This window comes from Pseudomonas sp. P5_152, from assembly GCF_033989915.1.
GTDB lineage: Bacteria > Pseudomonadota > Gammaproteobacteria > Pseudomonadales > Pseudomonadaceae > Aquipseudomonas.
Genome location: NZ_JASFAH010000002.1, coordinates 3,265,833 through 3,281,341, shown reverse-complemented (window position 1 = coordinate 3,281,341; position 15,509 = coordinate 3,265,833). Strand labels below are relative to the sequence as shown.

At 61.1% G+C, this 15,509-nt stretch carries 10 protein-coding genes and 1 tRNA gene; 4 read left to right on the top strand and 7 right to left on the bottom strand.

All coding sequences use genetic code 11. From position 1 onward, the window contains the following. Positions 1-81 precede the first annotated feature (81 nt). A complete protein-coding gene (gene dibA / locus QMK50_RS14890; RefSeq protein WP_320333391.1) occupies positions 82-2,001 on the bottom strand; it encodes a phosphodiesterase DibA in 1,920 nt (639 codons plus the stop codon). A gap of 146 nt (positions 2,002-2,147) precedes the next feature. On the opposite strand from dibA, the gene desA reads away from it, so the two are divergent. Continuing rightward, on the top strand, positions 2,148-3,326 hold the full coding sequence (gene desA, locus QMK50_RS14885) for a delta-9 fatty acid desaturase DesA (protein ID WP_095170685.1): 1,179 nt from the start codon (positions 2,148-2,150) through the stop codon (positions 3,324-3,326). A 60-nt stretch (positions 3,327-3,386) separates the two neighbouring features. Here desA and QMK50_RS14880 read toward each other — a convergent pair whose 3' ends face one another. The 3 genes from QMK50_RS14880 to gabD all read right to left on the bottom strand — a co-directional run bounded on the left by QMK50_RS14880 (position 3,387) and on the right by gabD (position 7,654). Beyond that, positions 3,387-4,601 (bottom strand): response regulator, encoded by a 1,215-nt coding sequence (locus QMK50_RS14880; protein ID WP_095170687.1) that lies wholly within the window; start codon positions 4,599-4,601, stop codon positions 3,387-3,389. A gap of 136 nt (positions 4,602-4,737) precedes the next feature. Beyond that, positions 4,738-6,015, bottom strand: coding sequence for a 4-aminobutyrate--2-oxoglutarate transaminase (gabT, locus tag QMK50_RS14875; RefSeq protein ID WP_159993082.1), 1,278 nt, complete (start codon positions 6,013-6,015; stop codon positions 4,738-4,740). 196 nt (positions 6,016-6,211) lie between these two features. Then, positions 6,212-7,654 (bottom strand): NADP-dependent succinate-semialdehyde dehydrogenase, encoded by a 1,443-nt coding sequence (gene gabD / locus QMK50_RS14870; RefSeq protein WP_095170691.1) that lies wholly within the window; start codon positions 7,652-7,654, stop codon positions 6,212-6,214. A gap of 350 nt (positions 7,655-8,004) precedes the next feature. On the opposite strand from gabD, the gene QMK50_RS14865 reads away from it, so the two are divergent. After that, a tRNA-Arg gene (locus QMK50_RS14865) sits at positions 8,005-8,081 on the top strand. 44 nt (positions 8,082-8,125) lie between these two features. Here QMK50_RS14865 and QMK50_RS14860 read toward each other — a convergent pair. Then, on the bottom strand, positions 8,126-8,980 hold the full coding sequence (locus QMK50_RS14860; RefSeq protein WP_159993076.1) for a MinD/ParA family protein: 855 nt from the start codon (positions 8,978-8,980) through the stop codon (positions 8,126-8,128). Positions 8,981-9,742: 762 nt separating this feature from the next. Here QMK50_RS14860 and QMK50_RS14855 point away from each other — a divergent pair. Continuing rightward, the gene (locus QMK50_RS14855) at positions 9,743-9,943 is read left to right on the top strand and encodes a hypothetical protein (RefSeq protein ID WP_095170694.1); all 201 of its coding nucleotides are present in this window, start codon (positions 9,743-9,745) and stop codon (positions 9,941-9,943) included. 270 nt (positions 9,944-10,213) lie between these two features. Next, on the top strand, positions 10,214-13,288 hold the full coding sequence (locus QMK50_RS14850) for a Mur ligase family protein (protein ID WP_320333390.1): 3,075 nt from the start codon (positions 10,214-10,216) through the stop codon (positions 13,286-13,288). Between the two features lie 44 nt (positions 13,289-13,332). Here QMK50_RS14850 and QMK50_RS14845 read toward each other — a convergent pair whose 3' ends face one another. Together QMK50_RS14845 and QMK50_RS14840 are read right to left on the bottom strand one after the other, a co-directional pair. Continuing rightward, a complete protein-coding gene (locus QMK50_RS14845) occupies positions 13,333-14,223 on the bottom strand; it encodes an alpha/beta hydrolase family protein (protein WP_320333389.1) in 891 nt (296 codons plus the stop codon). An 11-nt stretch (positions 14,224-14,234) separates the two neighbouring features. After that, positions 14,235-15,485, bottom strand: coding sequence for an HlyD family type I secretion periplasmic adaptor subunit (locus QMK50_RS14840; protein WP_095170698.1), 1,251 nt, complete (start codon positions 15,483-15,485; stop codon positions 14,235-14,237). Positions 15,486-15,509 lie beyond the last annotated feature (24 nt).

Sequence of the window (15,509 nt, the reverse complement as noted above, 5' to 3'; positions counted from 1 at the left end):
GCCTGCCGTGATTTGGACAGCGGGTGCAGATACTTGATCACGCTGGGCTGCAGCGCAGCCCTTGGATGAAGCACCACCGCCTTAGCGGATCAGTGGTGCCCGCGCCCAATCCAGTTCATCTGCCGGCATGGGTCGCCCATACCAGTAACCCTGGCCCAGGTCACAGCCGTGATCGAGTAAAAACGCCGCCTGTTCGACGTGCTCGATGCCTTCGGCGTGCACCTGCATGCCCATGCTTTGCGCCAGGGCGATGATCACCCGCACGATAGCGGCATCGTCATCATCCCAGGGCAGTCCGGCGACAAAACCCTGGTCGATCTTGAGCTTCTGCACCGGCAGGCGCTTGAGCCGCAACAGCGACGAATAGCCGGTCCCGAAATCGTCGATGGCCAGGCGCACCCCCAACTCGCGCAGCCGGTGCATCTGCTCCAGGGCCACTTCCGGGTCGCCCATCACCGCGCTTTCCGTCACTTCCAGCTCCAGGCAGGCCGGATCCAACCCGGTGTCATGCAGCACTTGGGCGACGCGCTGATACAGCTCGCGTCGGGCGAACAGGCGGCTCGACACGTTCACCGCAATGAATGACAACACCACGCCAGCTTGCTGCCACTCGCACATCTGCTGACACGCCTGACGCATCACCCAGGCGTCGATGTCCGCGATCAGCCCGGTGCGCTCGGCAATCGGGATGAACTCGCTCGGCGGCACCAGGCCACGCTGCGGGTGCTGCCAGCGCACCAGTGCCTCGACGCCGATCAAGCGGCTGCACTGCAGGTCGTGCACGGGCTGGTAGTAGACCCGCAGCTCCTGCTGCTCCAGCGCCCGGCGCAGCTCGAAGGCGGTCTCGACCCGATGCTGGGCATGGGCCGTCAATTCCTCGGTGTACAAGGCATAGTCGTTACGCCCGGCGCTCTTGGCCTTGAACAATGCCGAATCGGCATTGCGCAGCAACTGCTCGGCGCTCTGCGCGTCGCTGGGGAACAGGCTGATGCCGACACTGGCATTGATGAACAACTGATCGGCGTCGATCACGAAGGGTTCTTTCAGACCGTCGATGATCCGTTGCGCCAGCGCCGCGGCCTGGACCAGTTGCCCACAGCTCTCCACCAGCACGGCAAACTCGTCACCCCCCAGGCGCGCCAGGGTCACGCCGGGGCCGAACATCTCGCGCAAGCGCGAAGCCACCGCCTTGAGCAGGCGATCGCCGACGTTGTGCCCCAGGCTGTCGTTGATCATCTTGAAATGATCGAGGTCGATCATCAGCAAGGCACAGCCGCGCTTGTGGATTTGCGCCGACGCCAGCGCCTGCTCGACACGATCGCCGAACAGCAGGCGATTGGGCAGGTCGGTCAGCGGGTCGTGATGCGCCAGGTGCTTGAGCTCGTGCTCGGAATCCTTGATCGCGCTGATATCGGAAAACACCGCCACGTAGTGGCTGAGCTGACCGCAGTCGTCACGGATCACCCGGATGGTTTGCCACTGGGGGAAAATCTCGCCGCTTTTGCGCCGGTTCCAGATCTCACCGCTCCACTGACCACCACGCCCGAGATCCTGAAACATCTTCTTATAAAAATCCGGCGGGTGATGACCGGACTTGAACAGGCTGGGCGTACGCCCCAGCACCTCGTCGGGCTGGTAACCGGTGATTTCCATGAAGGCGCGATTGACGTGGACAATCTTGCGCTGGCGATCGGTCACCAACACGCCTTCATGGGTGCAATCGAACACCGCCTGCGCCTGGCGCAATTGCGCGCGGTCCTCAGTGCCCCGGCCCAACGCGGCTCCCCGACCGAGAAAACCCGGCCAGCGCCCACGCACCAGGACAATCAAGCCGGCACTGAGCAGCACCCAGACGTAACCGTTGATCAGTTGCCAGCGGGCTAGATGAGCGGAATCATCGAACAAATTGTTCAATAAACAACCAGTAATCCCCAACCACACGCAGGAAATCACCAGGTAAAGCAGCGCTGCACGCAATGCATCGCGATAAAAGGCAGGCATCCGGCCGTCCATGTCCCTACAAAAGTTCGGAATTATAGAATAAAGAAACATCCCGCCACTCTTATCTGAAAGGGTGACTGGTTTTATCTGTGTCCTGAGTGATAATGCGCGAGCTATTTTTTTCTTTATCGAGGGCCATATAGCCTATGTGGTACGAAGGTTTACTCGGCTTGTCGGCCTGGCAACTGGTGGCAGTCACCCTGTTAATGACCCACATCACCATCGTGGGTGTCACGGTTTACCTGCATCGTTACTCGGCCCATCGCTCTCTTGAGCTGAATGCCGGCCTGAAACACTTCTTCCGCTTCTGGCTGTGGCTGACCACGGCGCAGAACACCCGCGAGTGGACCGCTATCCACCGCAAGCACCACGCCAAGTGCGAAACCGTCGATGATCCCCACAGTCCGGTCATCAAGGGCCTGTCCACGGTCCTGCGCAAAGGTGCCGAGCTGTACCGCGCCGAAGCCGAGAACCCCGAGACCCTGCGCATCTACGGCAAGAACTGCCCCGAAGACTGGATCGAACGCAACCTGTACAGCCGCTACCCGTTGCTGGGCGTGGCACTCATGGGAGTGATCGACCTGCTGCTGTTCGGCACCATCGGCATCACCATCTGGGCGATCCAGATGATGTGGATCCCGTTTTGGGCCGCCGGCGTGATCAACGGCCTGGGCCATGCGATCGGCTACCGCAACTTCGAATGTCGCGACGCGGCGACCAACCTGGTGCCATGGGGCATCCTGGTGGGTGGCGAAGAGCTGCACAACAACCACCACACCTACCCCAACTCGGCCAAGCTGTCGGTGAAAAAGTGGGAATTCGACCTCGGCTGGGCCTGGATCCAGCTGTTCAGCTTCCTGCGCCTGGCCAAGGTGCAGCGCGTTGCGCCCATTGCCCACCGCGTCGAAGGCAAGGGCAACCTGGACATGGACACCGCCATGGCGATTCTCAACAATCGTTTCCAGATCATGGCCCAGTACCGCAAGCTGGTGATCGGCCCGTTGGTCAAGCAAGAGCTGGAAAAGGTCGACCATTCGGTACGCCACCAATTCCATCGCGCCAAGCGCCTGCTCTCGCGGGAAACCAGCCTGCTGGATGAAAAGCATCACCTGCGCATCCAGACCATGCTCGAGCACAGCCAGGCACTGAAGGTCATCTACGAAAAACGCCTGGCCCTGCAGCAGATCTGGGTCAAGACCAGCTCCAACGGCCACGACATGCTGGCGGCCATCAAGGACTGGATCCACGAAGCCGAGGCCAGCGGAATTCAATCCCTGCGCGACTTCGCCCACCAGCTCAAGACCTACTCCCTGCGTCCGGCGTAAAGCCCCAAACCATAGATGTGGGAGCGCCGCCCGGCCCGCTCCCACAGGTTCTGCGTCAGATCAGGTCTTGCGCAGGCGCATCAGTTCCGGCAAACCGATCTTGAGCAAGCGTGCCGTTCGGCTTTTCGCCAGCTCCTCGACGCCCTCATGCTCCGTCAGGCGGGCCAACTGGGCGGCCATGTTCATCACCAGGGCTTCCCTGGAGTAAACCCCGCCACCAAGCCGATAGACCGCGGCAATCAGCTCTCGCAGCTCCAGCGGCAGCCGCCAGCGGGTGCGCAGCGCCGAACCGTAGGCCGCTGCAAACGTCACCAGCGCCTCACCCACCTCCTGCTCGTCATCCAACTCGCCACCGGCCTGCTTCCACTCCTGAAGGCAGCGCAACAACGCCAGGTCCCCCAGGCAATGGAGCATGCCGGCGCAGTAGCAGCGTTCCTGATCCAGATCGAGCAACCGCGCGAGCGTGCGGCCGTACTCAGCAGTGTGCAGCGACAGCTCCCAGTAGCGCTCGGCGTAGTCGGCCAGGCACGGGTCGCTCAACTTCGCACTGCGCTTGAGAGCAAGGCCCAGCACCAGGTTCATGCTTTGCCCGGTGCCAAGACGATGCAGGGCCTGGGACAGGGTCTGCACTCCCTCGCCCAGGTGCTGTGCAGCGCTGTTGGCCGCGGCGATCAGTACGGCGGTGATCTGCGGGTCCGTGCGCACCTCTTCTTCCAGCAACCTCAAGTCGAGGCCATTGGGATTCAGGCTGCGCTTGACCGCCAGTTGCACATCGGTCAGCAAGGGCGCGCCGTCTGCCAACTCACGCCGACGCTCCAGGAAGGTCGCCAGGGTCATACCTGGGGCCAGCGCCGGCACATCGCAGGAGACCGTCTGCCCGGCGCTCAGCAACAGGCCCTGCAGGCGAAGCGTCAGGCCCTGCATGTTCAGCGGCTTGGTCAGGTACGCCGTGGGCGCCAGCGGGATCGCCTCGCGCACGCTGGCACTGTCGTTGCGGTGACTCATCAGAATAAACGGCAACGGCGGATGACGGCGGCGCTGGCGCACACTGCGCAACAAACCCAGGCCATCGACTCCCGGCAGCTCGCCATCGGCAATTACCAGGTCGTAGGGTTGCTCGGCCAGCAGTTGCAGGGCCTGCTGGCCGTCGGCACACAGGTCCAGCCGTGCGTCGCAGCGCACGTTCAACAACACCTGTTTGAGCAGGTCCCGCGACCAGGGATCGGCTTCGGCAATCAGCACGCGCGGCACGGCAGGTAAATCAACAGCGCTCATCAGGACACTCCGGGGCAATCCTTGCACCTTAGACAATGCTGCTGATTCGATACAGGCCAAAAGCCAGCGATGTGTAGGCAAAGATAAAAAAAACCCGCCGCGGCGGGTTTTTTGTGGACCAGGTCACACTCGGTGATCAGAGCTCGGAGAAGCACTCTTCGATAATCGCCAGGCCTTTGTCCAGTTGCTCGTCCGGCGAAGTCAGCGGTACCAGCACGCGCAGTACGTTGCCGTAGGTGCCGCAGGACAGCAGGATCAGGCCCTTGTCGCGCGCCTTGGCCACGACCGCAGCAACGGCAGCGGCGTTAGGCTTGTGGGTGTCGCCGTCGTCGAACAGCTCGACCGCGATCATCGCGCCCAGGGCACGCACCTCACCGATCACCGGGTACTTGGCCTGGATGGCCTTGAGGCCAGTCACCAGACGCTCGCCGACTGCCTTGCAGCGGTCCAGCAGGTGCTCTTCTTCGAACACTTCCATCACGGCCAGGGCCGCGGCGCAAGCGATCGGGCTACCGGCGTAGGTGCCGCCCAGGCCGCCTGGCGCGATGGCATCCATGTATTCAGCCTTGCCGCACACACCGGCCAGCGGGAAGCCGCCAGCAATGGATTTGGCGAAGGTGGTCAGGTCGGCAGCAACGCCCATCTGTTCCATGGCGAAGAAGGTGCCGGTACGGCCAGCGCCGGTTTGCACTTCATCAGCGATCAGCAGGATGCCGTGCTTGTCGCACAGCTCGCGCAGACGAGCCATGAATGCTTTTGGCGCGACGTAGAAACCGCCTTCGCCCTGCACTGGCTCGATGATGATGGCAGCGATGTCACGCGGCTCGGCATCGTTCTTGAAGATGCGTTCGATGCTGGCGATCGAGTCGTCGATGCTCACACCGTGCAGTTCGTTCGGGTACAGGGCGCGGAACACGCCGCCTGGCATCAGGCCCATGCCGGCCGAGTAAGGCACGACCTTACCGGTCAGGCCCAGGGTCATCATGGTGCGGCCGTGGTACGCGCCGGTGAAGGCGATCACGCCAGCACGGCCGGTGGCGGCACGGGCGATTTTCACGGCGTTTTCCACCGCTTCGGAACCGGTGGTGACCAGCAGGGTTTTCTTGGCGAAATCGCCTGGAACCTTGGCGTTCACTTTTTCGCACACTTCAACGTACGGCTCGTAGGCCAGTACCTGGAAGCAGGTGTGAGTCAGCTTGTTCAGTTGCTCGGTCACTGCCGCGATGATTTTCGGGTGCACGTGACCGGTGTTCAGCACGGCGATACCGCCGGCGAAGTCGATGAACTCGCGACCTTCAACGTCGGTCACGGTGGCGTTCTTCGCGGACTCGGCGAAGATCGGGTGAATCTGGCCAACGCCGCGTGGTACAGCGGATTCGCGGCGTTTCATCAAAGAAGCGTTGGTCTTGCTCATAGTGTCCTCATTCACCGCTCATCGGGCGGCGTGGTTCAAGGAAAATGCGGCGGGGAGGCAACTGGGCAGCATGCGATGATCGACTGCCGCAGCTTTCCCGGCCACAGAGAAAATTGCGTGTGTTGCACGCAAAGGGACAGCGCTCTCGTGCCCTTTGCGTTTCAAGCAATGCCTTGCCGGGCTTAGCTCTTGGAGCTTAGATGCCCAGGCAGAGGTATTTGATTTCCAGGTAGTCTTCGATGCCGTACTTGGAGCCTTCACGGCCCAGGCCCGAGGCCTTGATGCCGCCAAATGGCGCGACTTCGTTGGAGATCAGCCCGGTGTTGACGCCGACCATACCGTATTCCAGGGCTTCAGCCACACGGAACACACGACCCAGGTCGCGAGCATAGAAGTACGAGGCCAGGCCGAACTCGGTGTCGTTGGACATCGCGATCACTTCGGCTTCGTCTTTGAAGCGGAACAGCGGCGCCAATGGACCGAAGGTTTCTTCCTTGGCCACGGCAGCATTCTTCGGCACGTTGGTCAGGATGGTCGGCTCGAAGAAGTTGCCTTCCATGACCTTGCCACCGGCCAGGACTGTGGCGCCTTTGGCGATCGCGTCAGCAATGTGCTCCTGGACCTTGGCCACGGCCTTGCCATCGATCAGCGGACCCGTGGTAGTGCCTTCTTCCAGACCATTGCCGATCTTGAGCTTGGCCACGGCCACTTTCAGCTTCTCGGCGAACGCGTCGTAGACCGAGTCCTGAATGTACAGGCGGTTGGCGCAGACGCAGGTCTGGCCATTGTTGCGGTACTTGGAAATGATCGCGCCTTCGACGGCCTTATCCAGGTCCGCGTCGTCGAACACGATGAACGGTGCGTTGCCGCCCAGTTCCAGGGACACTTTCTTGATGTCCTTGGCGCACTCAGCCATCAACTGGCGACCGATTTCGGTCGAGCCGGTGAAGGACAACTTGCGCACGATCGGGTTGCTGGTCAGTTCGCTGCCGATATCGCCGGCGCTGCCGGAAACCACGCTGAACACACCGGCAGGAATGCCGGCACGCTGGGCCAGTTCAGCCAGGGCGAATGCCGAGAAAGGCGTTTGCGAAGCTGGCTTGAGCACCATGGTGCAACCAGCAGCCAGTGCCGGGCCAGCTTTGCGGGTGATCATCGCGGCCGGGAAGTTCCACGGGGTAATGGCAGCGGTCACGCCGATTGGCTGCTTGATCACGATCAAGCGCTTGTCTGGCTGGTGGCCTGGAATCACGTCACCGTAGATGCGCTTGGCTTCTTCGGCGAACCATTCGATGAAAGAGGCGGCGTAGACGATTTCGCCCTTGGCTTCGGCCAATGGCTTGCCCTGCTCGAGGGTCATCAGGCGAGCCAGGTCGTCCTGGTTTTCGATAATCAGTTCAAACCAGCGACGCAGCTTGTTCGCGCGGTCCTTGGCGGTCAGTGCACGCCAGGCCGGCAGCGCTTTGTCTGCAGCTTCAATCGCACGACGAGTTTCGGCCGCGCCCATTTTCGGCACGGTGCCCAGAATTTCGCCCGTTGCCGGGTTGTTGACGTTGATCGTCTGACCATTGTCCGCATCAACCCAAGCGCCATCAATGAAGGCTTGCTGGCGGAACAACAGGGTGTCTTTAAGCTGCATGTCGGCTTTCCTTAACAGCACCGCGCGCGCGCGGAGCGAATTATGATTGTAGAAAGGCGCCTTGAAGGCTGCCGTCAGGGAAATCATTCACCGGGCTGAAGCACATAAATAGCGCACTGATTGAAACTCGTGCGGTTCAGCACCCAGACAAGAGCGTTTGAAATCTCAAACGAATCCTAGGATCAAAGGGGGTAAAGGACAATAGGTTGTTCGAAAAAAAGAACGAAAAGCCCGTTTAACCCAAGGTTTTCTGATCAACGTCGCGAACACCCTCTTAACCGGCAGAAAACATCAGGCTATTCAGCAGCATGGACGCACGCTGTGCTTATGAGTATTATGGCGCCCGCATTGCACCAGTAGCTCAGCTGGATAGAGTACTGCCCTCCGAAGGCAGGGGTCGTGGGTTCGAATCCCGCCTGGTGCACCATATAAAACGAAAGGCCCGGGTGAAAACCCGGGCCTTTTGTTGTTTCAGGCATCCACTTCGTCGCCAGGGCTCGGCGCCCCATACCTGGAATTGTGCACCAGTTGTTCGACGAAGAACTCCACGTGCCCGCCAGGGTGAGCCGGCAGAGGCCAGGCGTTGATCTTTTGCGCAATGTCGCGAAAGGCGTTGGCAAACCGGGAACGTGGATACGCTTCGACCACCACCTGTCGCTTGCGTACGGCCCTGGGCACTGACTCGTCGTTGGGCACCGCGCCCAGGTAGTGCAAGTGCACGTCGAGAAGCCGATCAGTGACCTTTTCCAGCTCGGCAAACAGCTTGCGCCCTTCCCGTGCATTTGCCGACTTATTGGCCAGCACGCGAAAGCGGTGAATGCCGTATTGCTGATGAAGCAATTGAATCAGGTTGCAGGTGCCACGAATCGCCGCGGGCTCATCACACGCCACCACTATCACTTCCTGGGCGGCACGCAGAAAACTCATCACCGTCTCACCGATACCGGCCGCCGTATCGATGACCAGGACATCCAGTTCGTCGCCAATACTGCTGAAGGCATGGATCAGCGCATGAAATTGTGCCGGTTGCAGGTGGGCCATGTCCGGCGAACCGGAACTTGCCGCAGCGATACGGATGCCTCCTGGGCCCCGTACCAGCGCATCCGCCAGCTCGCAACGCCCGGCAAGGACATCCGCCAGACGGTACCTGGGTGTCAGCCCCAGCAAGGCATCGATGCTGGCCAGCCCGAGGTCGGCATCCAGCAATACCACCCGCCGACCGGCTCTCGCCAACGCCAGGGACAGATTGACCGCCACCGTGGTTTTGCCAACGCCACCCTTGCCGCCACTCACGGCAATAACGCGCACACGATGCACACTATTCATCTATTTTTCTCTTGCACACGCCTTGTGCACCCGCCCGTCAAAAAACAGTGCCTGACACGCGCAGGCCAAAAAACCTGGCCAACGCGGCCCTACGCCGAAGGTTATGAATGCTTAGTATCAGTATGTTGGTAACCATCTACTGAACTGCCGAAGTACGCCGTGAGAAACCGACGGTTAAAAAACGGCGAAACTTGCGCGGTGCAGTTAATGCCATGACGCAACACTACCTGACGAGAGAGATCACTCGATTACTGCGCCAATGAGTTAGGCCGAAGTACAGCGCTACAGGCCCATTACTCGCCTGTTAGTCCGCACAGCGCCGTCCACCTCCGACACACAAACAGCTGCGTCGGCCAGCACCGGGCAGAAAATAAAACAACCCGTCGACGCGACCTCAATCGTACAGGCTCCCGCCACATGAAAAGTTTCTTACTTAGACCAAATTATAGTTATTACTAAAGCATTAGCCTATGCTGATTTCATCCGAAAGGATGATCACCCCAGCCCTCTTACTATCCGACTAATACAATGATAATAAGATGTGCGCTGCATTATAACGTCAGCCCAAGAAGCCTTTTCCAGAGCCAAAAATTCGAGCGGGCAAAGCCATGATATTTTTTTCCCGGCAAAGTAGAAAAAGTTCATCAGTTGAATTAGAGTCCCTAGTGAGCTTTGGCGCTGCCTGCTAAAGCCTTATCTTTTATCGGGAATTGGAGAGCCGACCGCTACAGCAGTAATAGCGGCGGAAGAGAAGGATCGCAAATGCATAAGAAAACCGCGCGCCTAACTATACTGATTGATCTTCCGACTAAAAAGAAATTAGAGGATCTCTCTGAGACTGTCGATCTAACCGTGTCGCAGATTCTCAGAAAATTAATCAAGAACCACCTGAGCGAGTTCGACCAACCGATCAGCTTTTCGCCGGAAGAAATAACCCGCGACGACGCTTTTCCGCTCAACTAGAACGAAAGTACCGGTATCCGTGTGACGTAGTTCACATTCGCGTCACTTATTACACCGCCGCTCTTGCCGGACGCGGGAAAACTGCATGGATTCAGTTGGGTTCGATTATCGAACACAATAATGCTAGCCCCCCCAGAATTCTGTCTTCATCTGACGTTGACAATGGATTTTCTTATGTCTTTGAAACAGCAATTACTCGCCTGTTACAACTTTTTTAAAGCACAGACAGTAGAGCCCATCAGCAGCACTGACGCGCCGACGACGTGCACCTTGTTTTTTTCCCTCAGCAACGGCACACAACGGGCACGGGTATTCCACAACAGCGCCGACACCTTCGAGGCTGCGTGGAATCACGCACTCCTGAACTTCCCACCACTACCGGTTGCGTCCCAACAAGATCATCCGACCGAGCGGCTCTGGCTGCGGGTTGAGCGCGCTACCCACCTGACGACGCTGTCGTGGGCACAATTGCAGGAGCGCCTGCAGCGCCACAAACGCAATTACTTTCGCTTCGGCATCGCCTTCGACCCGCAACTGAAGACCGCCCTGACCGAACAGGAAATCAACGCCAACGCAATCCTCTACGGCGGTTCGACAGTGCCGCTGGCCCGCTTTAACCCGGGCAATTTTTCGGTGTATGTGAAAAAACGCTTTGCCGATTCAGCAGCGCTGGAGGCCGCCCAGAAGGCCCAAGCCGACCCGCAGACCCCGGTCTACCTGTTCCAGACCCAAGGCGTTTTTTGTGCCGAAGACGGTATCGCCCACGCCCTCAACAGCAGTGGCCCGGATGTCGGGCGCCGCAAGACCTCGGTGCTGGACGCGGGCGAGATCCGCGACAAAGTCGTCAGCGCCTCGGACTTTCTCGCCCGCCAGGTCAAGGACAGCGGGGAATTTGTCTACGGCCAGTTCCCCTGTTTTGACCGCACCATCCAGAACTACAACGCCCTGCGCCACGCCAGCACGACCTATTCGATGATCGAAGCCTGGGCGCTGACCCGAGACGACGCCCTCCTGGCCTCGATCCAACGCGCCCTCGACCACCTCACCCTTACGCTGATCAGGCCCTACACCCTGCCCGACGGCAGCGCCGCCGCGTACCTGGTGGATGTCGGCGACGAAATCAAATTGGGCGGTAACGCGGTCTGCCTGTTGGCCCTGGTGAAATACAGCGAGGTGACCGGCAATCGCGATTACCTCCCGCTGCTGGCGGCGCTAGCCAATGGCATCGCCTGGATGCAGGATCCGCAAACCGGTGGCTTCAACCACGTCCTGCATGCCCACGACCTGAGCGTCAAAGCGCCGTTCCGGATTATCTACTACGACGGTGAAGCCGCCTTCGGGCTGATGCGCCTCTATGGTTTGAGTGGCGACGAACGCTGGTTGCACGTCGTCGAGAAAGCCTTCGACTATTTCATCGCCAAGGAGCACTGGCGCGAGCACGACCACTGGCTGAGCTATTGCGTCAATGAGCTGACCCGCTATCGGCCCGAGGAAAAATACTTCCGCTTCGGCCTGAACAACTTCGTCGATTACCTGGGGTTTGTGCAGCAACGCATCACCACCTTCCCCACCCTGCTGGAGTTGATGATGGCCGCGCAGCAGATGCTGCAGCGTATCGAGCAACTGCCGCAACTGCGCCATCTGCTCAACGAGGTCGACTTGCAGGCGTTCTATCGCGCCTTGCACCACCGCGCCGGGCACTTGCTCAACGGCTACTTCTGGCCGGAAATGGCAATGTTCTTTGGTCATCCGGCGCGCATCGTCGGCTCGTTCTTTATCCGCCATCACGCCTTTCGCGTGCGTATCGACGACGTCGAACACTACCTCTCGGGGCTGATTGCCTATCACCGCTACCTGCTCGACGGCGCACCGCAGGTCCGCGCCGCCCAGCCAGACGCACAGCAAGATGGCGCCGGCTGGCAGTGGGATGCGGCCAAAGTGCTGCAAGCCACCGGTGGCACCTGGGCGGTCGCACCCGAGGCGGATTGGACCGCCAGCGGGCTGGCTCCGTCCATGGCCTACTTCAAACCGCAACGCATGTTGAGCCGCCACCCGAGCAAGGTCGGCGCCAATGAGGCCCGGCTTGCACGCCTGTGGGCCAAGGCCGAGCCGCAGCTGCGTCCCTCAGCCATGGTCTGCGTCGACCCCACGCCTTACCTCGGCAGCGGCCTGCCGGTGCTGCAAGTTCCGGACACGGCAGATGCCATGCTGCAACTGGGGCGGTACGCCCGCAAAGCCTTCGCCGGCCAGGTGTTCGGGGTCACCGGCAGCGCCGGCAAGACCACGGTTTGCGCGATGCTGACCCATGCCCTGGCGCAACTGGGCAGCGTGGCGCAAACCGAGGGCAACGCCAACCTGCCCCATGGGATTGCCTGGAACCTGGCTTGCATGACCGAACCTGCACAGTTCTGGGTTCTGGAAATGGCCGTCGGCAGGATGCCTATCAACTCCGAACTGGTGCGCCCCCATGTCGCGGTCGTCACCAGCCTGGCCCCGGCACACCTGGAGTACCACGGCACCCTGGAGAACCTCGCGCGCAAGAAAAGCGCGATCTTCCGGTCCATGGCACCCGGCGGGCATGCGGTGCTGAACCATGACATGCCGTACTTCCAAGTGTTCGCCAATGCCGCCCAGCGCGCGCAATTGACGGTACTCAGCTACGGCGAGCACGAACTGGCTGATCTGCGACTGCTGGACTGCTGCACGACCCCGTCCCACCTGCAGGTCAATGCCAGCCTGCGCGGCACGCCCGTGCACTTCAAGTTGCGCGCCCGCGGCCACCATATGGTGCTCAACGCCCTGTCGGTGCTGGCTTCGCTGGTGTGCGCCGGCTTGCCCACGGCCCAAGCCCTGGCCGCACTGGAGACATTCGCCGCGGTGGATGGCCGCGGCAATACGCTGACCATCCCTTGCGGCGACGGTGACTACCAACTGATCAACGACGCCTACAACGCCAATCCGGGCTCGATGGGGGCGTCGCTGAAAATGCTCGCCGAACTGCCCGGCCGGGCCGACCAGCGCGTCGCCGTACTGGGGGATATGCTCGAGTTGGGCCCCGACACCCAGCGCTATCACCTGGAACTGGCCGAGTCCCTGCTGGCCGCAGCCCCACGCCAGACCCTGCTCTGCGGACCACTGATGCACGGGTTGTATGTGCAACTGCGCGATCAGTTACCCATCGAGTGGTTCGAGGACGTCAAGGCCCTGCAGGAGCAACTGCCACGGCACGCCGCGCGCTGGTTCCAACCAGGTGATTGGGTACTGGTGAAGAGTTCTGGCGGCACTGGGCTGTCCCAGGTGGTCGACTCACTGATGGCCGCCGAGCCGGCCGTCGCGGCGCTCTGACACCCTCCGTGACCACGACTCGCTGACTCCAGCGAGTCGTGCCTTCAAGGTTGTGCGCACTGCGCCGCCGTCTTCAGCCCGATATCGTTGCGCAACTGATGAAACGCCGGTGCAGTCGCCGGTGCTTCGATCAGTTGCGCCGGCAATCCGGCATCGCGCAGTGCCTGGTAGAACTGCTCCTGCAACACAAAGGGGGCGACCTGGTCGTTGCGATTGCCCAGCACAAACAACTGCCGATCGGGCACCTGGGCAATGCCGGCGACATGCTCCAGCGGATCGTACGGATGCAACAGGCCATTGGTGTCGCGCCCCTCGCGGGACGGCAGGCCTTTGCTGCGACGAATCATCTGCGCCCGTTCGAGCAAGGCAAAGGCTCCCGACGTCATGACCGCGCACTGCACATCTTCGCGCCCCAGTGTCAGCAAGGCCGCCACCACCGTCGCCCCGCCGCTGTGCCCGAGCAACACAAAACGGCCGATGCCATAGCGCTCGCGCAACTGGTCGAGCGCCGCGTCCAGCGCCTGGAACTCGGCGGGCTGGCGCCGCTGGCCATGGTTGCCGCTGGAGCCGTAGGTCCCCGGACGCGCAACAATCACCACCGGCACCCCGGCCCGCCGACTCAGGGCCGCCGCTTGCCGATCCTTGGCGCGCAGGGTATTGCCGGCAATGGTTGCGGGCGCGCGGTGCATTTCGATATTGCGGTCACCATGAAACATCACGATCACCACCGGCGCGTGCGCAAGCGGCACGGCACTGAAGTAGCGGATGCAGGCCTGGCCGTTGGCGTACTCGACCCACAGGGCCGAGTCCTGATCGGTGCAAACGGCGGGATCTGCCGGGGTGTTCCACGCCAGTGGCAGGTCTTCCGTGCCCCGGGCCCACAGCGGCGCACTGACCAGCAGCACCGCACACGCCAGCCACCTTGCGACGCTCATTGAGTGCATGCCTAGCGCTCGCGCAAGGCTTCGCGCGCCCGGTTCATCGGCTTGATCAGGTAATCGAGCACAGTCTTCTGGCCGGTCTTGATGTCCGCCGCCGCGATCATCCCCGGCACAATCGAAAACGCCTTGCCGGCCTTGTTGTGCAGCTCATTGTCATTGGTGCGAATGAACACGCGGTAGTAGAAGACCTCGGGTTTGACTTCATCCTGGATGGTGTCCGGGGAAATGGTCACCACCTTGCCATCCATGCTGCCGTAGATGGAGTAGTCATAGGCCGTGATCTTGACCTTGGCGTCCTGGTCGGGATGGATGAAGGCAATGTCCCGCGGGGAAATGCGCGCCTCGATCAACAACTGGTCGTCCATCGGCACGATCTGCATCAAGCGGCCATTGGGTGGAATGATCCCGCCGATGGTGGTGACTTCGATGTCCTTGACGATCCCCCGTACCGGCGAGCGCAACGTCAGGCGCGTGACCGAGTCGGAACGGCCCTTGAGCACCGAGGACAGGGTCTGTACATCGGAGTTGGCCTTGGCCAGTTCTTCGCCGGCCCGCACCATGTATTCGGAGCGCGACTGGGTGAGTTTCAGCTCCAGCTCGGACTTCTGGCGCTTCAGGCGCAAGACCTCGACGTTACTGGCGGCGCCGACCCGGGCCAGGTTCTCGGTGATTTCCAGCTCGCTGCGCACCAGCCCCAGGGAGGCCCGCACCCCCGCCTGCGACTCTTCCAGCCCTTTGCGCCGGGTCTGGTACAGGTCGGTTTCAGCGCTCATCAGCGCCGGGTAGGCCTTGAGTTCCGCCGGGAAAGCCAGCGGGGTGCCGTTCACTTCCGCCTGCAACCGCGCAACGCTGGCCAGGGAGGCGCGGTACTTGGCGGCACTCTCGCCGAAATTGGACTCGGTCTTGGTCGGGTCGAGCTTGGCGAGGATTTCCCCCTGCTTGACGATATCGCCCTCGGCCACATTCAGTTCGGCGACGATGCCGCCCTCCAGCGACTGGATCACCTGCTCGCGCGAAGTCGGGATCACCTTGCCGGTGCCGGTCGACACTTCATCGATTTCAAACAGGTAGGCCCACACCCCGAACGCCAGCAGCATCAGCGCCACACACCAGACGACGCGCGTCGAGCGCACGACCGTGACGTCATCCAGGCTGTCGTCGGCGCTTGAGTTGTCACCCTGGGTATTCGCCGAGCCTGCCCGTGGCACCCGCGCCAGGTCCGGGTTCGAGCCCGAGGAACGATTGTTGTTTTCCATCTGAGCTATCCTTTTGCGCAGTCA

Bases quoted from the DNA above. Each gene is read 5' to 3' on its own strand.
- QMK50_RS14840 (WP_095170698.1), bottom strand. From the start codon at position 15,485: ATGGAAAACAACAATCGTTCCTCGGGCTCGAACCCGGACCTGGCGCGG.
- QMK50_RS14855 (WP_095170694.1), top strand. From the start codon at position 9,743: ATGCATAAGAAAACCGCGCGCCTAACTATACTGATTGATCTTCCGACT.
- QMK50_RS14860 (WP_159993076.1), bottom strand. From the start codon at position 8,980: ATGAATAGTGTGCATCGTGTGCGCGTTATTGCCGTGAGTGGCGGCAAG.
- desA (WP_095170685.1), top strand. From the start codon at position 2,148: ATGTGGTACGAAGGTTTACTCGGCTTGTCGGCCTGGCAACTGGTGGCA.
- gabD (WP_095170691.1), bottom strand. From the start codon at position 7,654: ATGCAGCTTAAAGACACCCTGTTGTTCCGCCAGCAAGCCTTCATTGAT.
- dibA (WP_320333391.1), bottom strand. From the start codon at position 2,001: ATGCCTGCCTTTTATCGCGATGCATTGCGTGCAGCGCTGCTTTACCTG.
- QMK50_RS14845 (WP_320333389.1), bottom strand. From the start codon at position 14,223: ATGAGCGTCGCAAGGTGGCTGGCGTGTGCGGTGCTGCTGGTCAGTGCG.
- gabT (WP_159993082.1), bottom strand. From the start codon at position 6,015: ATGAGCAAGACCAACGCTTCTTTGATGAAACGCCGCGAATCCGCTGTA.
- QMK50_RS14880 (WP_095170687.1), bottom strand. From the start codon at position 4,601: ATGAGCGCTGTTGATTTACCTGCCGTGCCGCGCGTGCTGATTGCCGAA.